General features: G+C 67.4%; 20 protein-coding genes. 4 read left to right on the forward strand and 16 right to left on the reverse strand.

All coding sequences use genetic code 11. The features are described from left to right. Positions 1 to 26: 26 nt before the first annotated feature. The 13 genes from AC1DGW_RS09395 to AC1DGW_RS09455 form a co-directional block, all read right to left on the reverse strand. Positions 27 to 671, reverse strand: a complete 645-nt coding sequence (locus tag AC1DGW_RS09395; protein ID WP_478022075.1) for a PepSY-associated TM helix domain-containing protein — start codon at positions 669 to 671, stop codon at positions 27 to 29. Between the two features lie 146 nt (positions 672 to 817). After that, a complete protein-coding gene (locus AC1DGW_RS09400) occupies positions 818 to 3,238 on the reverse strand; it encodes a TonB-dependent receptor domain-containing protein (RefSeq protein WP_478022077.1) in 2,421 nt (806 codons plus the stop codon). Positions 3,239 to 3,348: 110 nt separating this feature from the next. After that, positions 3,349 to 3,765 carry a hypothetical protein gene (locus AC1DGW_RS09405; RefSeq protein ID WP_478022080.1) on the reverse strand — a complete coding sequence of 139 codons (417 nt, stop codon included), beginning with the start codon at positions 3,763 to 3,765 and terminating at the stop codon, positions 3,349 to 3,351. 146 nt (positions 3,766 to 3,911) lie between these two features. Further along, positions 3,912 to 4,589: a Fe2+-dependent dioxygenase gene (locus tag AC1DGW_RS09410; protein WP_478022082.1), complete on the reverse strand. Its 678-nt coding sequence runs from the start codon at positions 4,587 to 4,589 to the stop codon at positions 3,912 to 3,914. 8 nt (positions 4,590 to 4,597) lie between these two features. Continuing rightward, on the reverse strand, positions 4,598 to 5,323 hold the full coding sequence (locus AC1DGW_RS09415) for a tetratricopeptide repeat protein (RefSeq protein ID WP_478022084.1): 726 nt from the start codon (positions 5,321 to 5,323) through the stop codon (positions 4,598 to 4,600). Positions 5,324 to 5,423: 100 nt separating this feature from the next. After that, entirely contained in the window at positions 5,424 to 7,706 is a 2,283-nt protein-coding gene (locus AC1DGW_RS09420) for a TonB-dependent receptor (RefSeq protein ID WP_478022086.1), read from the reverse strand. Between the two features lie 292 nt (positions 7,707 to 7,998). After that, positions 7,999 to 8,331 carry a non-heme iron oxygenase ferredoxin subunit gene (locus AC1DGW_RS09425; RefSeq protein WP_478022088.1) on the reverse strand — a complete coding sequence of 111 codons (333 nt, stop codon included), beginning with the start codon at positions 8,329 to 8,331 and terminating at the stop codon, positions 7,999 to 8,001. Then, positions 8,328 to 8,864 carry a GNAT family N-acetyltransferase gene (locus AC1DGW_RS09430; RefSeq protein ID WP_478022090.1) on the reverse strand — a complete coding sequence of 179 codons (537 nt, stop codon included), beginning with the start codon at positions 8,862 to 8,864 and terminating at the stop codon, positions 8,328 to 8,330. Before AC1DGW_RS09430 ends, AC1DGW_RS09425 begins: the two co-directional genes overlap by 4 nt. A 43-nt stretch (positions 8,865 to 8,907) precedes the next feature. Continuing rightward, entirely contained in the window at positions 8,908 to 10,164 is a 1,257-nt protein-coding gene (locus AC1DGW_RS09435) for a cysteine desulfurase (RefSeq protein WP_478022092.1), read from the reverse strand. Then, positions 10,161 to 11,423, reverse strand: coding sequence for a Fe-S cluster assembly protein SufD (gene sufD / locus AC1DGW_RS09440; RefSeq protein ID WP_478022094.1), 1,263 nt, complete (start codon positions 11,421 to 11,423; stop codon positions 10,161 to 10,163). Before sufD ends, AC1DGW_RS09435 begins: the two co-directional genes overlap by 4 nt. Beyond that, positions 11,423 to 12,187 carry a Fe-S cluster assembly ATPase SufC gene (gene sufC / locus AC1DGW_RS09445; RefSeq protein ID WP_478022096.1) on the reverse strand — a complete coding sequence of 255 codons (765 nt, stop codon included), beginning with the start codon at positions 12,185 to 12,187 and terminating at the stop codon, positions 11,423 to 11,425. The genes sufD and sufC overlap by 1 nt, the downstream gene beginning before the upstream one ends. Positions 12,188 to 12,319: 132 nt before the next feature. Next, a complete protein-coding gene (sufB, locus tag AC1DGW_RS09450; protein ID WP_478022098.1) occupies positions 12,320 to 13,795 on the reverse strand; it encodes a Fe-S cluster assembly protein SufB in 1,476 nt (491 codons plus the stop codon). Between the two features lie 17 nt (positions 13,796 to 13,812). Continuing rightward, positions 13,813 to 14,259 carry an SUF system Fe-S cluster assembly regulator gene (locus tag AC1DGW_RS09455; RefSeq protein ID WP_055771265.1) on the reverse strand — a complete coding sequence of 149 codons (447 nt, stop codon included), beginning with the start codon at positions 14,257 to 14,259 and terminating at the stop codon, positions 13,813 to 13,815. Positions 14,260 to 14,439: 180 nt separating this feature from the next. Here AC1DGW_RS09455 and AC1DGW_RS09460 point away from each other — a divergent pair, with 180 nt between their 5' ends. Beyond that, positions 14,440 to 14,907, forward strand: coding sequence for an SET domain-containing protein (locus AC1DGW_RS09460; RefSeq protein WP_478022100.1), 468 nt, complete (start codon positions 14,440 to 14,442; stop codon positions 14,905 to 14,907). A gap of 215 nt (positions 14,908 to 15,122) precedes the next feature. Here AC1DGW_RS09460 and AC1DGW_RS09465 read toward each other — a convergent pair whose 3' ends face one another. The 3 genes from AC1DGW_RS09465 to AC1DGW_RS09475 all read right to left on the reverse strand — a co-directional run bounded on the left by AC1DGW_RS09465 (position 15,123) and on the right by AC1DGW_RS09475 (position 16,973). Continuing rightward, positions 15,123 to 15,710, reverse strand: coding sequence for a DUF1439 domain-containing protein (locus AC1DGW_RS09465; RefSeq protein ID WP_478022102.1), 588 nt, complete (start codon positions 15,708 to 15,710; stop codon positions 15,123 to 15,125). 90 nt (positions 15,711 to 15,800) lie between these two features. Then, complete coding sequence (locus AC1DGW_RS09470) at positions 15,801 to 16,106, reverse strand: DUF3861 family protein (protein WP_478022224.1); 306 nt, start codon at positions 16,104 to 16,106, stop codon at positions 15,801 to 15,803. Between the two features lie 468 nt (positions 16,107 to 16,574). Further along, positions 16,575 to 16,973 (reverse strand): HU family DNA-binding protein, encoded by a 399-nt coding sequence (locus AC1DGW_RS09475; RefSeq protein ID WP_478022104.1) that lies wholly within the window; start codon positions 16,971 to 16,973, stop codon positions 16,575 to 16,577. 333 nt (positions 16,974 to 17,306) lie between these two features. Between AC1DGW_RS09475 and AC1DGW_RS09480 the strand changes: the two genes are divergently transcribed. The 3 genes from AC1DGW_RS09480 to AC1DGW_RS09490 all read left to right on the forward strand — a co-directional run bounded on the left by AC1DGW_RS09480 (position 17,307) and on the right by AC1DGW_RS09490 (position 20,371). Continuing rightward, complete coding sequence (locus AC1DGW_RS09480) at positions 17,307 to 17,741, forward strand: OsmC family protein (RefSeq protein ID WP_478022106.1); 435 nt, start codon at positions 17,307 to 17,309, stop codon at positions 17,739 to 17,741. Positions 17,742 to 17,849: 108 nt separating this feature from the next. Continuing rightward, entirely contained in the window at positions 17,850 to 18,551 is a 702-nt protein-coding gene (locus AC1DGW_RS09485; RefSeq protein WP_478022108.1) for a glycine zipper 2TM domain-containing protein, read from the forward strand. Positions 18,552 to 18,679: 128 nt separating this feature from the next. Beyond that, complete coding sequence (locus AC1DGW_RS09490; protein WP_478022110.1) at positions 18,680 to 20,371, forward strand: amidohydrolase; 1,692 nt, start codon at positions 18,680 to 18,682, stop codon at positions 20,369 to 20,371. The last annotated feature ends 97 nt before the right edge of the window (positions 20,372 to 20,468 follow it).

Here is a 20,468-nt window from a genome sequence, read left to right on the forward strand (position 1 = left end):
GGTGCGACTCCGTAGGGGAAGCGTGTTCAGTGGATGAGGAGCAGGGCGATCAGCAGCGGGATCAGCAGGCCCAGGCCGACCAGCGGCCAGGTCATGCGCCGCTGCCGCGCATGCAGGTGGAGCAGGAACAGCCCGGTGATGCAGAACACCAGGCAGGCCACGGCGAACAGGTCGATGAACCAGCCCCAGCCGGCGCCGGCGTTGCGGCCCTTGTGCAGGTCGTTGAAATACGAGATCCAGCCGCGGCGGGTCTGTTCGAATTCCACCGCGCCGGTTGCGCGATCGATGCTGAGCCACGCGTCGCTGCCGGGGCCGGGCATGGACAGGTAGACCTCTTCCGGCGACCACTCGGCTATGCGCCGGCCGATGGCCACATCCAGTTCGCGCGACAGCCAGTCGGCGACTTTGGCGGGCAGCGGGGCGTTGCCGTCCTCTTGCGGAGCCAGCGCCCGCAGCAGCGGTGCCGGCAGTTCCAGCTGGCGGTTGGTCACCTGCGGCCTGGCCTCGATCTTCGCGGCGTGGTTGAGGGTGATGCCGGTGGCGGCGAACAGCAGCATGCCGATCAGGCAGACCGCCGAGCTTATCCAGTGCCACTGGTGCAGCGTGCGCAGCCAGAAGCCGCGGCTGGCCTGCTGCTGGACGAGATCGGTGGGAGAGCGTTCGACGGGCACGTGCGCGATGCGGAGGAAAGAGATGGAATTAGAACATTGATGAGAATGATTCGCAATTTGTATCGTTCCGCATCCCTGCCTGCATGGCCGGAGGAGACCCGCTCCCGGAGAGGAGAGACGGGTCTTCCTCCACCGCGGAGGGTGGATCAGAAGCGCATGTTCAGGCTCATCCAGACACTGCGCGCCTTGTCCTTGTTGTTGTAGTCGTCCTCGAACAGCACTTCATTGCCTACGTCGCCGTAGATGCCGTTGCCATTGAGATCGTTGAACGAGGCCTGGTAGGTCGTGAAGTCGCGGTCCAGCAGGTTGTTGATGCGCGCGTTGATCGTCAGCCACGGGGTGGCCTCGAACGACGCGCCCAGATGGAGCACCGTGTAGTCCTTGTAGTACAGCTCCTTGCCGGTGACCACGCTGACGCCGCGGTAGCGCCTGGAACGCGCCTCAGCGGTGAGGAACAGGCTGAAGCGGTCGTTGGCCTGCCAGTCGAGGGTGGCGTTGGCCATGTGCCGCGCGCTGTTGCCCAATGGCAGGCCCTTCTCGGCGCCGCTCTTCTGCTCGCTGTCGGTGAAGGTGTAGTTGGCACGGAAGCCGAAGGCCTCGCTGATCGTCCAGCGTCCGGCCAGTTCGGCGCCCTGGATCACGACTTCGTCGATGTTCACCGTCCGGTTGCTGCTCGAGTAGCCCAGGTCGGCATACTCGCCGCTGCTGGTGCAGCTCAGCGCCAGGCCGGCGCCACAGGGCTGGCTGTCGATCTTGTCGTCGAACCGGTTGTGGAACAGCGTGGCGTTGAAGTTGTGGCCCTGCGGATGCTGCCAATAGACCGCCAGTTCGGTGCTGGTGCTGGTTTCCGGCTTCAGGTCCGGGTTGCCGAAGAACGGCAAGGTGCCCTGGCCGCCGAAGCCGGTGACGCCGTCGTACAGGTCGGTGGTCTTGGGCGTCTTGAATCCTGTGCTGATGCCGCCCTTGACCGTCCACCGCTCACCGAGAGTGTAGACGCCGTACAGGCGCGGGCTCAGGTGGTCGCCGAACACCGCGTGGTCGTCGTAGCGCAGGCCGGCGGTGAGGGTCAGCGGCGCGCTCACCTTCCAGTTGTCCTCGACGAACAGCGAGTACATGTCGTGCTCCTGCTTCTGGCCCGGCGTGCCCTTCTCGGTGCCGAACACGCCGTCGGTCAGCTCGCCGCGGATCACCTGCGTGCCCACCACCAGGGTGTGCTCGCCGGCGGCCTGGAACGGGATGTCGAGCTTGGCGTCCAGGGTGTACTGCGCGCTCTCCAGCGTGCGCTTGGGGCGCGGCAGGAAGGTGGACTCGGCCAGCGCGCGGCGTTCGGCCAGGGCCATGCCGGCGTACTGGCCGGTGCCGTCGATCATCGCCAGCAGCTGCTCACGTTCGGCCACGGTGAACGGCAGGGTGCGGCCGTCGTTGTTGGTGGTCACGTGCGCCAGCGAGACGAAGCTGTTGCCAAAATCCCATTGGCCTTCATGGGTCAGCGCCCAGGCGTCGCGGGTGAATTCCTGCGAGGAACTGTAGCCCACGCGCGGATCGGCGCGGCGCGCCCAGGTGCCGCCATTCGCATGGCAGGCATTGGCGTTGGCGCCGGTTGCGCCGCGGCAGAAGCTGGAGGCGCGCCATACGCTGTTGATGTTGTCCACGGTGCCGACGGGATATTCCTCGACCCCGCTGTCGTTGATCTTGATCCTGTTGTCGTATTCCTGCCGCGAGGTGTCGTAGTCCAGGGACACGGTCTGGTTGTCGGCCGGCATCCAGGTCAGGGTGATGCCGCCGGCCTTGTTGGCGTTGTCCACGGTCTTGCCGCCGCTGCCGAAGCCCAGCGGGCGGGTGTGCAGGCCGCCGGCGGGATCGGTGACCGGTGCGTAGGTCGGGTTGGATGCCTTGCGGTCGTACCAGCTGCCGCGTGCGCTGAGGTTGAGCACACCGGGCAGCAACGGACCGGTGATAAAGAAGTCCGCAGTGCTGTCGTCGCCGAACTCGTCGCTGGTCTCGACGGTTCGGGCAACGCTGGTCGAGCCATGCCAGCCATCGAGGGTGCGCTTGGTGATGATGTTGATCACCCCGCCCATGGCGTCGGCACCGTACAGCGTGGACATCGGACCGCGGATCACCTCGATGCGCTCGATCGCGTCCAGCGGCGGGATATGGTTGAACTGGTTGCCGCCGAAGTTGTTGGGATAGATGTCGCCGTGGTTGTTCTGGCGCCTGCCGTTGACCAGGATCAGGGTGTAGTCCGAGCCCATGCCGCGCATGGAGATGGTGCCCTGGCCGGTCTTGTCGCGGGTTTCGCCCACGTCCACGCCTTCAAGGTCGCGTACCGCGTCCAGCAGCGTCATGTAGGGACGCTTGGCCAGTTCCTCGCGGGTGATGACCGAAATGCTGGCCGGCGCGTCGGTGATCTTCTGCTCGAAGCCTGAGGCGGTGACCACCACGGTATCCAGCGTGGCCGGTTGGCCGGCAGGTACGCCGGATGCCTGGGCCGACATGGAGGCCAACAGCGCGATGACGAGGGAAGTACGCGCGGCGGGCACGCGGAAACGATGGCGCAGAGCCATGGGATGACCTCGGAAGCGAAAGGGAAAAGGCGTGGCTGGCCGTGGCGCATACGGGCGCCATGGCAGGAATGAAGGGAGATGGATCCGCGCCGCGGTGCCGCGGCGGACGATCAGGCCAGCGGAGGTGCCTGGCTGCGTTGCAGCCGCCAGCACGCGGGCGTGGCGGCCGGTGGCGCCGGCGCGACGGCCGGTATGGTGGAGCGTGCGGCGACTGCCTGATCGTCCGCACATGCCGCCGGGCGCGGCGGGGCGGGACGATTGCAGGCAGTGCGGGGCGCCTGCAGCGAGGCCGCGCGGCGGAGTTTGGCCGGATATTCCCGTTCGGCGGACTCGCCGGTCGGGCTTTCCTCGCCGCTGACGGGCGCATGCGCCGCCAGTCCAGCCGCTGTCGCCGGCAGGGCGGGACCCAGCCAGCCGGACGCCAGCATCGAGAACATCGCCAGCAGTACCAGCAGCAATGGCGCGCGCAGGCCAGCGCGCAGTGGCGCGATGGCAGGCAGGCGGTATGGCTGGAGCAGGTGGCGCACTCGAATCCCCGTTGGCGCAAGGCATCGGCCAGATGGGCCGGTGGTGTCGCTCAATTGTAGTTGGGATTCATTACTTTATGCAAATAAGAATTCATTGCATTTGATGCAGGCTTGACGCAGATCAACCCATGCGCCGGAGGCCGTGCTCAGACCTCGGCCCACTGCCGCAGCAAGTTGTGGTACACGCCGGTCAGCTGCAGCACCGCGTCGGCGTCGGCATTGCCGCGGCGCAGGGTTTCGATGGAGGTGTCCATCTCGAACAGCATCCGCCGCCGCGCGTCGTCGCGGATCATGCTCTGCACCCAGAAGAACGACGCCAGCCGCGCGCCGCGGGTCACCGGCGTGACCTGGTGCAGGCTGCTGGAGGGATACAGGATCAGGTCGCCGGCCGGCAGTTTCACTTCGTGCTCGCCATAGGTGTCGCTGATGATCAGTTCGCCGCCTTCGTACTCTTCGGGCGCGTTGAGGAACAAGGTGCACGAGACGTCCGAGCGCAGCTGTTCGCCATGGGACAGGTTCATCACGGCGCCATCGACATGGAAGCCGTAGGTGCCGCCACCGGCATAGCGGTTGAAGCGCGGCGGCAGGTATTTCAACGGCAGCGCGGCGCTGAAGAACAGCGGGTTCTTCGCCAGCGCGACGAGGAGGGTTTCACCCAGTTCGCGCCGCAGCGGCGAATCCTCCGGCAACTGTTCGTTGCGCTTGGCCTGCGCACCGAGGTGGCCGACGGTCTCGCGGCCGTCGGTCCACTGCGCGGCATCGAGCCTGGCGCGGAATCCGGCGACCTGCCCGGGTGTGAGTACGTTGGGAATATGCAGCAGCATGGGAGGCCTCAGCTTGCGAGGTGGGCGACCAGCCCGCGCACCTGCGGATGCGGCGAGGCGGCCAGTTCCGGGACGATATGGGTCATGAACGCGGGGCTGCCGTGCGCGAGCGCGATCCGCAGCCAGTGCAGGGCTTCGTCGATGCGGCCTTCCTGCAGCAGGATGGAGGCGTAGTTGGCCTGTCCGCGGAAGTCGCCGGCCTCGGCCGAGCGGCGGTACCAGTCCAGTGCGGCCTGCGGGTCGCGCCCGGTTTCCAGTCCATCTTCCAGATGGCGTGCCAGCAGGTTCATCGACTTGGCATGGCCGAGGTGGGCGGCACGGGTATAGAGCGCGAGTGCCTGGCGGCGGTCCTGCGCCACGCCACGGCCGGTGGCGAGCAGGTTGGCATGGTTGTACATGCCCCAGTCCAGCCCGGTTTCCGCCGCGCGGCGGTACCAGACGGCGGCCAGCGCGGGATCGACGGCGGTGCCCTGGCCCAGCTCGTGGCAGCGGCCGAGCATGTTCATCGCCATCGCATCGCCGTTGTTGGCGGCGGTTTCGTACCACAGCAGCGCGGCGTCGGCGTCAGCCGCGACACCCTTGCCCTCCATGTACATCTGCGCCAGCAGCGACTGTGCTGCGACCTGTCCGTCCCGGGCGGCAGAGCGGACATCGGCGAAGGCCGCATGCGGGTCGGAGCGCAACAGCGCGGCCAGCGCATCGGCGTCGAGCGGGGGAAGGGAGGACTCGGACATCGGTGGCTTCGATGGACCCTTGCGTTGAAGAGAAGACAGGACTGCCGGAAAGACGAAGGACGGCGGCAGGAAACCCGCCGCCGTCCGTTCCACGTGTCGATCAGAACCTGACGTTGAGCGCCAACGTGGCCGAACGCCCCGGCGCGATGCTCGCGTAATGCGAGGCATAGGCCTTGGTGAAGTAGATCTTGTCGGTCAGGTTCTGCAGGTTGAGCTGCAGGCTGATGTTGTCCTGGATCGCGTAGCTGGCCATCGCGTCCCAGCGCGTATAGCTCGGGATCCACTTGGTGTTGGCCGCGTCGCCGAACTGCTTGTCGACGTAGCTGGCGCCGCCGCCGAGGGTAAGGCCGAACGGGAAGGCATAGGTGGTCCACAGCGTGGCGGCATGCCTGGGCGTGTTCGGGAAGACGTTGCCGTTGTTCGGCGAGACGATCCACACGCCCGGGGCCGGGCAGCCGGTGCGGCTGGAGACCGAGCAGACGTAGCCGTTGTCCTTCAGCTCCGAATCCATCCAGGTGTAGCCGCCGGCGACGTTCCAGCGGTCGGTGATCTGGCCGTTGACGCCGATTTCCACGCCGTTGATCGCCTTCTTGCCTGCGTTCTGGGTGTTGCCGTTGTCGAGCACGACGCGGGCATTGTTCATCTCGGTATGGAAGACCGCTGCCGTCAGGTTCAGGCGGTTGTCGAACAGGTCCCACTTGGTGCCGAGTTCGTAGTTCTTCGTCTCCTGCGGCTTCAGGTTCTGGATGGCGGCGCTGATCGAATCGTTGCCCTCACCGCTGTCCATGCCCGGAGGGGTGGACGAGGTGCCGTAGGAGAGATAGATGCTGCCGTTGGCCGTCGGCTTGAATACCACGCCGGCCTGGTAGTTGAGGAAGTCCTCGCTGTTGCCCAGCACCGTCGGCGCCTTGCCCGCGACCGGGGTGACCTGTTCGGTGTCGTAGTCGTCCCAGCGCAGGCCGAGGTTGACCAGCCAGCGCGGGCTCAGTTCGATGGTGTCGAACGCGTACACCGACCTGGTCTTGGTGGTCTGCCTGATGTCCAGCGCCTTGTCGCTGCGGGTGACCGGGTGGGTCGCCGCCCACGGGTCGTTCGGGTTCGGGCTGTAGAAATCGGTGCAGTTGTAGCCGGTCGCGGCACCGGTGGTCTTGCAGATCTGGGTGCCGTCGATGGCGTTGTTGGTGCCGGCGCCGCCGATCACGTAGCTGCCCTTGCTGCTCTTTTCCTCGCTGTATTCCACGCCGGTGCTGTAGCTGTGCTTCAGGCCGCCGGTCTGGAAGGCGCCAGTCAGGCTCAGCTGGTCGGCGAAGGTCCTGGTGTCGATGGCGCGGTTGTTGGTGCGACGCCACAGGGTGCCGTACTTGTTCGGGTTGTTCTTGCTGTCGTCCGGCTGGGTCCACAGGTAGTCGTTGCTGGTGTTGCCCAGGCGCGCGATGTTGCGCAGCTTGTGGCCACCGAGGTCGTAGCTGGCGTCGATGGTGCTGATGTCGGCCCGGGTGCGCTGGAAGTCGCGGTCCTTCAGCCCGTAGTAGTTGTTGCGGTCGGGCACCAGCGGCTTGCCGGTGGTGGTGCCGGTGGCCGGGTCGGCGTACGGAAAGCCGCCGGCGTCGGGCAGGTCGTCGGTTTCCAGGTGGTAGTGGCTGGCGATCAGTTGCAGCGGGCCATTCAGGCCGAAGGCGATCGACGGCGCGATGCCCCAGCGGCTGACGTTGGCGGCGTCGCGGCCGGCGATGTCGGACTCGTGCTTGAGCAGGTTCAGGCGCGCGGCGATGCCGTCGCCCAGCACGTAGTTGGCATCCACCGTGCCGCGTGCGTAGCTGTCCGTGCCCACGCCCATGCTGGCACTGGTTTCGTTCTTCAGCTTCGGCGTCTTGCTGACCAGGTTGATGCTGCCGCCGCCGGAATCGCGGCCGCCATAGGCCGAGCTCGGGCCCTTGACCACTTCCAGCTGCTCCAGGTCGAACACCTCGCGGGTCTGCGTGCCGACATCGCGCAGGCCGTCGACGAACATGTTGCTCTGGCCGTCAAAGCCGCGCAGGAACGGACGATCACCGGTGGAATTACCGCCCTCGCCCGCACCGAAGGTGATGCCCGGGACCATGCGCAGCGCATCCACCAGGTTGGTGGCGCCGATTTCCTGGATGGTCTTCTCGGTGACCACAGCCACCGACTTCGGGGTGTCCAGCAGTTCGGCGGTGAACTTGGACGAAGACGGCGCGAACCAGCTGCCGCGGACCTGCACCTTGTCCAGATCGGTGGCCGGCGCGTCGCCGCTGTCGGCATCCGCGGCCTGGGCCGACAGGGAAGAGAAGCCGGCGGCGAGGGTGGCCGTGGCCAGCAGGGTGGCGCGCGGTGCGTACTTGCGGGACGTGATGTGGTTCATGGGCGGTCGCGAAAGGAAGGGAAGGATCCCTTGGCAAAGAGCTGGGGGAGGTGGATGCCGTCCGGATCGCCCAGCGGCACCCAGGAAGTGGGGGGGCTGGCGGAGGCAGATGCGCATCCTAACGATAATCGTTATCAATAACAACGAAATCGACGGATGGATGGCAGCCGGGGCAGGCCATGCAGCCCCGTATCGGGGCGTCGGCAGGGATCGTGGGAGCGGGCCTGCCCGCAGATGCGTTCCAGCAGGCCCCGGATGGAGGCAATCGCGCTTCTACCGTATGGGACGGTTCTCAGTCGCGGTCATCGCGGGCCCAGATCCCGCCGTCCTCGCGCTTGACCGGGAATTTCGGCGCCGGGGTATAGGCCGGGGCGCACAGGGCGCGGCCATCGCGGATATCGAAACGGGCACCGTGCAGGATGCATTCGACGCTGCCCTCGGCCGGGTCGAGGTTGCCCGAGGACAGCTCGAATTCCTCGTGCGTGCACTGGTCCTCCAGCGCGTACAGCTCGCCTTCCAGGTTGAACACGACGATGGGCGCGCCGGTGACTTCGTCGAAGGCGGTCTTCATTTCTCCGGGCAACAGTTCGCCGCTGGCGCAGACATAGGTCCAGGTCGCGCTCATGCCGCCGGCTCCAGGCGTTTTTCCAGGACTTCAAAGCGCAGGTCGTCGCGCCTGGGGATGCCGAAGCGCTCGTCGCCATAGGGGAAGGGCTTCTTGATGCCGGTACGGGCGTAGCCGCGGCGTTCGTAGAAGGCGATCAGCTCGTCGCGGCAGTCGATCACCGTCATCTGCATGGTCGGCAGCCGCCACTGCGCGGCCACGTGGCGTTCGGCCTGCTGCATGACCTGCTTGCCCACGCCGCCGCCCTGCGCCACGGGATCGACCGCGAACATGCCGAAATAGCCATGACCGTCCTCGTCGGCGATATGGCAGCAGGCAAGCAGCCGACCGGCCTGCTCGGCGAGCAGGATCACGCTGCGCGGACGGTTGATGTCGGCGAGGATGCCCTCGGCATCCACCCGCTGGCCGTCGAGGATGTCGGCCTCGGTGGTCCAGCCCGCGCGCGAGGCGTCGCCCCGGTAGGCGGAGGTGACCAGTTCGATCAGGGCCGGAACGTCGTCCGGGGTGGCGGTGCGGAAGATGAGGGCGTCCATGACCGCATTGTAGAGCGGGGCAAGGCCCCGCTCCATGGAGGGATCAGCCCAGCAGGGCGCGCACCTTCTTCAACGCGGCCATGAACGCTTCGATCTCCGCGTGCGTGTTGTAGAACGCCAGCGAGGCGCGGCAGGTGGCGGCGACGCCGTAGTACTGCAGCAGCGGATGCGCGCAGTGCTGGCCGGACCGTACCGCCACGCCCTGCAGGTCGAGCAGGGTGGCCAGGTCGTGCGCGTGCGCGCCGTCGACCAGGAAGGACACCACCGCCGCCTTGTGCGGGGCGGTGCCGAAGATGCGCACGCCGTCGATGCGCTGCAGTTCCTCGGTGAAATGCGCCAGCAGTTCCTGCTCGCGGGCGGCGATGTGCCCGCGGCCCAGGCCATCCAGATAATCGACCGCCACGCCCAGCCCGATGAAACCGGCGATGTTGGGCGTGCCGGCCTCGAACTTGTGCGGGGCGTCGTTGAACACGGTGCCGTCGAAGCTGACTTCCTTGATCATCTCGCCGCCGCCGAGGAAGGGCGGCATTTCCTGCAGCAGTTCGCGGCGTGCCCACAGTGCGCCGGTGCCGGTCGGGCCGCACATCTTGTGGCCGGTGACGGCATAGAAGTCGCAGCCGATGGCCTGCACGTCCACGGTCAGGTGCGGCGCGGCCTGCGAGCCATCGACCACGGTGACGATGCCGCGCCTGCGCGCTTCGCGGCAGATTTCGCGCACCGGGTTGATGGTGCCGAGCACGTTGGAAACGTGTGCGACCGCCAGCAGCTTCACGTCGGGGGTCATCGCCGCATGCAGCGCATCCATGTCCAGCGAGCCGTCGGGCGCGATCTCGGCCACGCGGATGCTGGCGCCGGTGCGCTGTGCCACCAGCTGCCAGGGCACGATGTTGGCGTGGTGCTCCATGCGCGAGACGAGGATGACGTCGCCGGTCTTCAGCCGCGGCAGCGCCCACGAGTATGCGACCAGGTTGATCGCGAAGGTGGTACCGCTGCACAGCACCAGTTCGTTGGCGCGGACGTTGAGGAAGCGCGCCAGCTTGGTGCGCGCGCCTTCGTAGGCGTCGGTCGCCTCGGTGCCCAGCGCATGCACCGCACGGCTGACATTGGCGTTGTAGCGGCGATAGAACTCGTCCACCGCGCCGATCACCGACAACGGCTTCTGCGCGGTGTTGGCGTTGTCGAAATACACCAGCGGCTTGCCGTTGACCTCGCGCATCAGCAACGGGAAATCGGCGCGCACGCGCTCCCAGTCGGGGGCGCTGTCGGCGGCTGGAATCGGACGCGGGGAGGAAAGGTTCATGCCATGCCTGCCTGTTGCAGCGCCTGGCCCAGGTGGCGGACCAGCTTTTCGGTCAGGATGCCGTCCACCGCGGCCAGCGGCTCGTGGCAGAACGCAGCGCTGAGCATGGCGCGCGCCTGTTCGGCCGGCACGCCGCGCGAGCGCAGGTAGAACAGCGCATTGGCATCGAGCTGGCCGACGGTGGCGCCGTGCGCGGCCTTGACCTCGTCGGCGTCGATCACCAGCGTCGGCTGGGTGTCGATCTCGGCATCGGCGGACAGCAGCAGGTTCTTGTTGGACAGGTTGGCGTCGGTGCCGTCGGCGCCTTCGCGGATGTGGATGCCGCCATGGAACACCACGCGGCTGCGGTTGGCGGCCACGCCGCGCCACAGCAGTTCGGCGCGGGTATCGCGGGCGATGTGCTCGATGCCCAGGCGGGTATCGATGTGGCGGCGGCCGGTGCCCAGCAGCACGCCGTTGGCGACGAGTTTGGCGTTGTCGCCTTCAAGGCGCACGTTGAGTTCGTGCCGGGTCAGCGCCGCACCCAGTTCCAGGTCGATGCGGCGGTACTGCGCATCGCGCGCCAGCACCGCATCGGTGCGCAGCAGCGAAGTGGCGCGCGCGCCGTCGGCCTGCACGCGCGCGTGCGAGAGTTGCGCGTCCTGCGCCAGGTGGACGTGCACCAGCGTGTTGTCCAGATGCGCGCTGTCGCCGGCCTGCAGATGGTGCTCGACCAGGTTCAGCGAGGCACCGCGGCGCAGTTCGACCAGATGCCGGTGATGCCAGGCATGGTCGGCTTCATCCGGTGCGCTGACGAAGACCAGGTGGAGCGGCGCCCCACCGGTGGCGCCATCGGCCACCTGCACCAGCACGCCCTCGTCGGCGAGCGCGGCGTTGAGCTGGGCGAAGATTTCCTCGGCGCGCTCGAAGCGGCGGTCGAGGAAGCGCGCGGCTTCCGGCTCGTCCTGGCGCACGGCCGACAGCGTGCGCACCTGCACGCCGGCATCGAGTCCGGACAGATCGCTGTGCGCGTCGCTGGGGCGGCCGTTGACGAACACCAGGCGCGGCGCCGGGATGTCGGCCAGCAACGCGGCGTCGATGGTCGGTGCCTGCAGGGGGGCGGCGCTGAAGCTGCGGCGTTCGAGCTGGCGCAGCGAGGTGTACTTCCATGCCTCGTTGCGCGCGGCGGGCAGGCCGGTACGCAGCGCGGCATCGAGCGTTTCGCGGCGCTCGTCGCTGCCGCAGAAGGCGGCAGCCAGCGAATCCAGGAGCGGGCTCATTACTTGGCCGCCTCGCGCACCACGCGGTCCTTGAGGAAGTCGTAGCCGTGCGCTTCCAGTTCCAGCGCCAATTCCGGGCCGCCGGTCTTGACGATGCGGCCATCGGCCAGCACGTGCACCACGTCCGGCTTGATGTAGTCGAGCAGGCGCTGGTAATGGGTGATGACCAGGAACGAACGCTCCGGCGAACGCAGCGCATTGACGCCGTCGGCCACGCTCTTGAGCGCGTCGATGTCCAGTCCCGAATCGGTTTCGTCGAGGATCGCCAGCTTCGGCTCCAGTACTGCCAGCTGGAAGATCTCGTTGCGCTTCTTCTCGCCGCCGGAGAAGCCTTCGTTGACGCCGCGGTGCAGCAGCTCGTCCTTCAGGTGCAGCACGGCCAGCTTCTGCCGGACCAGTTTGAGGAACTGCATCGAATCCAGTTCCTCCTCGCCGCGCGCCTTGCGCTGGGCGTTGAGCGCGGCGCGCAGGAAGTAGGTGTTGTTCACGCCCGGGATTTCCACCGGGTACTGGAACGCCAGGAACAGGCCGGCGGCGGCGCGCGCTTCCGGCTCCAGCTCAAGCAGGTCGCTGCCTTCGAACTGCACGCTGCCGTCGGTGACTTCATAGCCGTCACGGCCGGACAGCACGTTGCCCAGGGTGGACTTGCCGGCGCCGTTCGGGCCCATGATGGCGTGGACTTCGCCCGGCTTCACGTCCAGCGACAGGCCCTTGAGGATTTCCTTGCCGGCGATGCTTGCGTGGAGGTTTTCGATCTTCAGCATGAGGTGCGGTCTTCGATTTGAATGGGGAGCAGGGCGATCAGAGGTCGCCGTCGGCGCGATCAAGGAAAGTGGCACGCAGCCATCGGGTGCGCTGCCGGACCAGATCGGCCTTGTTGGCCGGATGCAGCCGGTTCATCCGACGCTGCCTTCCAGCGACACTTCCAGCAGCTTCTTGGCTTCCACCGCGAACTCCATCGGCAGTTCCTTGAACACCTGCTTGCAGAAGCCATCGACGATCATCGACACCGCGTTCTCCTGGTCGATGCCGCGCGAACGGCAATAGAACATCTGGTCGTCGGAGATCTTGGAAGTGGTGGCCTCGTGCTCGACGGTGGCGCTGGGGTTCTTCACCTCGATGTAGGGGAAGGTGTGGGCGCCGCACTTCTTGCCGATCAGCAGCGAGTCGCACTGGGTGTAGTTGCGCGCGCCGTCGGCGCCGGCGGCGACCTTGACCAGGCCGCGGTAGGTGTTCTGGCCGCGGCCGGCGCTGATGCCCTTGGAAACGATCTTGCTCTTGGTGCGCTTGCCGACATGAATCATCTTGGTGCCGGTATCGGCCTGCTGGCGGTGGTGGGTGAGCGCCACCGAGTGGAACTCGCCCACCGAGTCGTCGCCCAGCAGCACGCAGGACGGGTACTTCCAGGTGATGGCCGAGCCGGTCTCCACCTGGGTCCAGGTCACCTTGGCGCGGGCACCGCGGCATTCGGCGCGCTTGGTGACGAAGTTGTAGATGCCGCCGACGCCGTTCTCGTCGCCCGGGTACCAGTTCTGCACGGTCGAATACTTGATCTCGGCGTCTTCCAGCGCCACCAGCTCCACCACCGCGGCATGCAGCTGGTTCTCGTCGCGCATCGGCGCGGTGCAGCCTTCCAGGTAGGAGACGTGGCCCCGGTCCTCGCAGATGATCAGGGTGCGCTCGAATTGACCGGTGTTGTTGGCGTTGATGCGGAAATAGGTGCTGAGCTCCATCGGGCAGCGCACACCCTTTGGTACGAACACGAAGCTGCCGTCGGAGAACACCGCCGAGTTGAGCGCGGCGAAGTAGTTGTCGCCCACCGGCACCACGCTGCCCAGGTATTTCTGCACCAGCTCCGGGTATTCGCGGATGGCCTCGGAGATCGAGCAGAAGATCACGCCCTTGTCGGCCAGCTCCTTGCGGAAGGTGGTGCCGACCGAAACCGAATCGAACACGGCATCGACCGCCACGCCGGCCAGCTTGGCGCGTTCGTGCAGCGGCACGCCGAGCTTGTCGTAGGTATCCAGCAGTTCCTTGGGCACCTCATCCAGCGACTTGTACTTCGGGCCCTTGGGCGCGGAGTAGTAGCTCAGCGCCTGCAGGTCGATCGGGCCGATCTGCAGCTTGGCCCAGTCCGGCTGGCGCATGGTCAGGAAATGGCGGTAGGCGTCCAGGCGCCACTGCGTCATCCATTCCGGCTCTTCCTTCTTGGCCGAAAGCGCGCGGATGATGTCCTCGTCCAGGCCGGGCGGGAACGAATCGGACTCGATGTCGGTGACGAAGCCGGCCTCGTACCTGCGGCCCAGCTGTTCGTGGATCTCGCGATTGGGGGTGTCGGCGCTGCCGACGTTTTCGATGGTTTCGGTGGCCATGAGGCTGCCTACGGAATTCAGGAAACGATGCTGACGTCGATGCGTCGACGGTCGGCAAGTGGGAGGGGGTGCAGCATCTGCGCCAGGGTCACGCCACGAAGGGCGTCGGCGACCACATCGTTGATCAGCCGCCAGTTGGAGCGCACGCCGCACTGGCTGGCGATGCCGCACTGGCTCTGGCCCTGGCTGCATTCGGTGATCGCCAGCGGGCCTTCCATCGCCTCGACGATCTCGATCAGGCTGATTTCGGTGGCCGGGCGGGTCAGGCGGTAACCGCCACGCACGCCTCGCAGGCCCTCGACCAGCCCCGCCTGCGCCAGCGGCTTGAGCAGCTTGCTGACGGTCGGCGGCTCCAGTCCGGCGGCTTCGGCCAGTTCGGTCGCGCTCAGCACCTCGTCCGGCCGCGTGGCGAGCACGGTCATGACGACGCTGGCGTAATCGGTGAGCTTGGTGACGCGGAGCATGGAAGTGGGGCGTGGAGATCAATGTGGACCGAAATTGTACGCTTTTGTGCGCGGCGCCTCAAACCCGGTCCGCGGCGGGGCGTTGATGCAGGTCAAGCGGCCCGCACCGGGGCCCCGGGCTTGGGAAGCCCGCGCGACTGCGCGAGAATCCCTCCTTCCCATCTGTTTCCGGCCATCTACATGCCCAAGAAGATCCAGGCGCGCAAATCCACCATCCACGGCAACGGCGTGTTCGCGCTGGCGGCCATCGCCAAGGGCGAGCGCGTCATCGAGTACAAGGGCCTGCGCCGGACCCATGCCGAGGTGGACGCCGACGATGCGGGCGACGTGGAAAGCGGGCATACCTTCCTGTTCACGCTCAACGAGGTGTACGTGATCGATGCCAACCACAAGGGCAACGACGCGCGCTGGATCAACCACAGCTGCGACCCGAACTGCGAGGCGCTGATCCAGGAGACCGATGGCGATGACCCGGCCGACGACAAGGTGTTCATCGAGGCGATCCGCACCATCAAGCCGGGCGAGGAGCTGACCTACAACTACGGCATCACCCTGGCCGAGCGTCATACCCCGCGCCTGAAGAAGATCTGGGAATGCCGCTGCGGCTCGCCCAGGTGCACCGGCACCATGCTGCAGCCCAAGCGCTGAGCGGCAGCGGGTGACTGGACATGAAGAAGGCCGCTTCGGCGGCCTTCTTCGTTCCCGGCGGGCGGAACTGCCATCTCAGGTGGAACTGCCATCTGGACCGCAGGTGCCGGGCCTGCCCGGCACTGGACTTCCCCGGGCAGCTCCATGCGGGGCAAGCCCCGCATCTACAGCCGTCTGTTTCGTGGCGCCCCGCACCATGGCAGGCGCACGGAACCTCAGTTCCCCAGCAGCCCCTGCGGCACCAGCCTGCCGAGGTCCTGGTTGAAGTCCACCGCGATGCGGCCGTTCTCGATGCCCACCGACTTCACCTGCAGCGCGCCCATCACGTTGGCGATGGCCGGATCGATGCGGTAGATCGGCTCGCGGCGCGCATAGTCGGCCAGCCAGCTGTTGAGCAGGCCGCGGGTGCCGGAGTCGAGTTCGGCACCGGCCATTGCCGGACGGAAGGCGTCGACGGTCGGCTGTTCCAGGTGGAAGCCGCGCGTGGTCGTGTCGTAGCGCAGGCTGCTGCTGAGCTGCACGTTGCCCACCGGCATCGGTGCGCCGCCAGCGGCGGCCATGGCCAGGTCGAACTGCAGGTTCAGGCGGCTGCCGGCCGGCAGCGTCAGCCGCGGCTGGCTGACCGTCAGCGCGAGCAGCCCGCCGAGCGCCTTCTGCGAGCGGGGAAAGCTGCCATCCAGGTAATGCTGCACGTCGGCCGCGTCGACCATCAGCTTGCGGCCGCTGACCTGTGGCGAGGCGTGGGCGCTGGTGGCCATGACCACGCAGGCGACGGCGGGCAGCAGCAGGGAGCGGAAGTTCATCGTATCGGCCTGGGAAGAGTGCGACGGAAGCAATGCACGATACCCGGAAACGGTGAATGGCCGGTTAGCGGAACGGCATCGCCGTCGCGTTTACTGGGCGTCGTGCAGTGCCTGCAGTTTCGCGATCAGGCCGTCGAGTTCCGGCTGCAGCACCGCCAGCGGGTGGCCGCCTTCGCGCGCCGCCGCGGCCAGCGTCTCCAGCAGGCCGGTGGCCACCACCACGCCGGCATCCTCATTGCAGGACAGGCGCCGCTGCCGCTGCGCGCCTTCCAGTTCGCGCATCCAGTTGCGAGAACTGCGCTGTTCGAATTCGATGGTGCAACGGCCGCTGCACTGCAGGCCATCGGCTTCGATCGGCGTGACGGTGATGCGGTAGCGGTGCTTGCTGCTGGACATGGCGTGGGGCGTGGCTGTGGCTTGGCGACCACCATAGGCCTGCCACGTGGCCGGGGCGAGGCGTTGGCCCATGACGCTGTGTTCCAGTGCGATGCGCCGTCGCATTGCTCCCGTCATCCCTGCGGGGAACCCCCGCGGGTCGTTGCTTTGCAACGTAGGAAATCGCTCCTGCGAGGTCCTCCGCGCGGACGCCCCACGATCTGCGGTGCAAGCCGTGGCGCCCATCCCATGAGTCTCCAAGCCCTGCGCCTTGGGTGTGCCCGTCACCCGGAGGGCTTTCCTCCTGGTGCCTATCGGGGGGCTGGCAAACGGATTGCAGTCATTTGGGCAACGGATCGTCGTGGCCCTGGCGGTTGCGTCATGGCCGGTGAACGAACGGCTGCTGGAGGAGACGCTGCCTGCCATGGAGGTCGCGCAAAAAAAACGGGACGGCATGGCCGTCCCGTTTCTTCGCCGAAGGCGCGCGGATCAGACCGCGGCGTCCTTGAGCTTCTTGAGCGGGCGCACCTTGATCTTGGTGGAGGCCGGCTTGGCGGCGAACCACTGCTCTTCCTTGGTGAACGGGTTGATGCCCTTGCGCTTCGGCTTGGCCGGCACGTTCACGGTGGAGATCTTCAACAGGCCCGGCAGGGTGAAGCTGCCAGCGCCCTTCTTGTTGACCGATGCGGCGACGGCGCCTTCGAGCGCGGCCAGGATGGAGCGGACATCCTTGGCGGCGACGCTGGTCGCCTCGGCCAGGTGCGCAACCAGACCCGACTTGGTCAGGGCTTCCTTGATCGGCTTGGGAGCGGCCGGCTTGGCGGCTGCCTTCGTAGCGACTTTCTTCGCTGCCTTCTTCGGGGCAGCCTTCTTAGCGGTCTTTGCCATGATTTCCTGTTCCGTGAACGGTTGGTTGTTGGTCGTGCCGACCCCGTCGGCAAGCGAAATGTAGGGCATGCGCGGAGCATCGCCAATAGGGCGGGGCACAAAAACCCCATAAAAATTGCATCCAACCGCCTTCCGGCCTGCGCATGGGGCAGCGTTCGCGGCAGAACAGGCGGGAAAAGCGGGGGTTCCGCGCGCGTGTTGCCGATGTCCGGCATGTCCCCGGCATGGACGGCAGCCGCATCGAGATGGTCTCGCGCCGCTGCGGCGCACAAGGCGCTAACGAACGCTGCCCTAGGCTGGAACGACCTTCCACGCACGCACAGGAGAGACACCATGGGTATTTCACGCCACGCCACCGCGCACTGGGAGGGCGACCTCAAGAGCGGACAGGGGCGCCTGAGCACGCCGCAGAGCGGCTTGATGGAGAACACGCGTTACGCCTTTTCCAGCCGCTTCGGCGACGAGAAGGGAACCAACCCTGAAGAGCTGGTCGCGGCCGCGCATGCCGGCTGCTTTACCATGGCGCTGTCGGCGAAGCTGACCGAAGCCGGTTTTCCGCCGCGCGCGCTCGACACCCGCGCCGATGTCGACCTGTCGATGGACGGCGGCCCGCAGCTGTCGCAGATCCGCCTGAAGGTGAAGGCGGTGGTGCCGGGCATGGACGAAGTGAAATTCCGCGCGGTGGCCGACGACGCCAAGCAGAACTGCCCGGTGTCGAAGGCGCTGAGTGCGGTGCCGATCAGTCTGGAGACCGAATTCGAAGGCTGATCCGCCGGCCGGGCCGGTGTCCGCGCCGGCCCGGCGTTCCGGTTCAGGGGCGTTTCACGCGCCGCGCCGGAGCATCCGTCCATTCCAACCCCCGCCGGTACGGCCGCCATGTCCCGATCGTTGCCTCTTGCAGGTGTCCTGGTCTTCGGTTGCCTGCTGGCGTTTTCCGCCTCGGCGCAGCGCTACGACGACGGCCGCTATCGCCCATCGCCAGTCAGCGGCGACTGGCGCCAGGACGATGACCGCTATTACACCGGCGACAACGGCCCGGTCTACGACTACGCCCGCGTGGTGCGTGTGGACCCGATCATCGTCGACGGCGGCGGCCGCCAGGGGCGCTGCTATGAGCGCAGCGATGGCGATTACGTATACGGGCCGGATGGCTACCGGCAGGAACGTCGTGATACCCGCGATTACAGTGACGACCGTTATGCAGGTGGCTATCGCCAGGGCAGCGATGGCGGCCGTCAGATCGCGACAGTGATCGGCGGCCTGGCCGGCGCCATCATCGGCAGCCGCATCGGTGGCGGCGATGGCCGCTACCTGGGCACCGCGATCGGCACTGTCGCCGGTGGCGCGGCGGGGCGTGCGATCTACGACGCGAACAACCGCCCGGTCTACCAGCGCTCGGATGTGCGCGTCTGCGAACCCGAGCGCGATGGTTACGGCCGCGAGGGCTACGGCTACGAGAGCGAGCGCGTGGACGGCTACGACGTCACCTACGAGTACGGCGGTCGCGAGTACCACACCCGCCGCGACTACCACCCGGGAGAACGCATCCGGGTGCGCGTGGACGTCAGCGCCGACTGATCCTGCGCGGCATCGGCCGCTGCGGCTGTTGCGTACCGGCGCCGCGGCAGGCCGGTTCCGCGGTTTCGTTGTCACGCCTGGCCGATGGCGGCATAGTCGCCGTTCCCGTTGGTCAGGAGTGTCCCCGCATGCGCCGTACTGCCGCCTGTCTTGCCGTCCTGCTTCCCTGCCTGCATCTGGCGCCGGCCTCGGCCGAAGTGCGGGTGCTGCTCGCCGATACCATCCGCACGGGCGATCCGCAGCAGCCCACGGCCAGCGCGCTGGCGTGGGACACGGACAACGGTCGTCTGCTCGCGGTCGGCGAGCGTGCGGCGGTGCTGCAGCGTTATCCGCAGGCCGCGCGCATCGATGCAGGCAAGGTCACCGTGGTGCCGGGCCTGATCGATGCGCATGCGCATCTGGTCGGTCTCGGCGACACGCTGGCGCAGGCCGACCTCACCGGTGCGCGCAGCCGCGCCGACGTGGTGAAGCGGTTGCAGGCGTTCGAGAAGACGCTGGCGCCGGGCGAATGGCTGCTCGGTGCGGGCTGGGACCAGAACCGCTGGGACAACACCGCATTTCCGACGGCGGCCGACCTGGACGCGGCCTTTCCCGGGCGGCCGGTGTACCTGGAGCGCGTCGATGGCCATGCCGGCTGGGTGAACAGCGCCGCGCTGCGGATCGCGGAGAAGGCGGGCAAGCCGCTGTCCGGCGACTGGCAGCCCGACGGCGGGCGCATCCTGCGCGACGCCGCCGGCAAGCCGACCGGCGTGCTGGTGGATGGCGCCTCGTCGCTGGTGGGCGCGCATATCCCGGCGCCGGACGAGGCCGTGCGCGAGAAGCGCCTGCAGGCCGCGGTGCAGCTGGCGGTCAGCAACGGGCTCACCGGCGTACACGACATGGGCGTGTCGCGCGGGGACCTGGCGGTGATGAAGCGGCTGGCCGACCAGGGCAAGCTGCCGCTGCGCATCGACGCCTACGCCGATGGCAACCACGGCGCGCTCGACGATCTGTGCGCCAACGGTCTGTACACCCATCCGGGCGGGCGGCTGCAGATGCATGGCGTGAAGCTGTACATGGATGGCGCGCTGGGCAGCCGCGGCGCGGCCCTGCTGGCCGACTACAGCGACGACCCGCACAACCGCGGCCTGCTGATGACCTCGCCGGAGGAATACGAGGTGGCCGTGCGCAGGGCCGACGGCTGCAAGGTGCAGGTCGCCACGCACGCGATCGGCGATCGCGGCAACCGCATCGTGCTCGACACCTACGAGAAGGTGCTGGGCGCGCACAAGGACAACGACCACCGCTGGCGCGTGGAGCACGCGCAGGTGGTGACGCTGGAGGACATCCCGCGCTTCGCCCAGCTGGGCGTGATCGCTTCGATGCAGCCTACCCACGCCACCTCGGACATGGGTTGGGCCGAGCAGCGCGTGGGGCCGGAACGGATCAAGGGCGCCTATGCCTGGCAGCACTACCTGCACAGCGGCGCGCGCCTGGCCCTGGGTTCGGACTTCCCGGTCGAGCAGGTCGATCCGCGCCTGGGCCTGTACGCGGCGGTGACCCGCCAGGACCGCGATGGCCAGCCGCCGGGCGGCTGGCAGCCGGAGCAGCGCCTGAGCGCGGCCGAGGCGCTGCGCGGCTTCACCAGCGATGCGGCCTATGCCGGTCACGACGAGGCCCAGGTCGGTCGCCTGCGCAGCGGCATGCGCGCGGACTTCGTCATCTTCGACCGCGATCCGCTCGACGAAAACGGTGGCCGCCTGGACGAGCTGAAGGTGCTGTCCACCTGGGTCGACGGTGAGCCGGTCTACAAGGCCGCGCCACCGGCGGACAAGGGCTGACCTTCCTGGCGCCGCGGAGGCCATCGCCCCGCGGCGCTGAAACCACGCTGCAACCTTGGCTGCCCATGCTCTGCGCGCTTCAATCGCGCGCCATCGG

The organism is Stenotrophomonas sp. 05N423 (assembly GCF_056397145.1).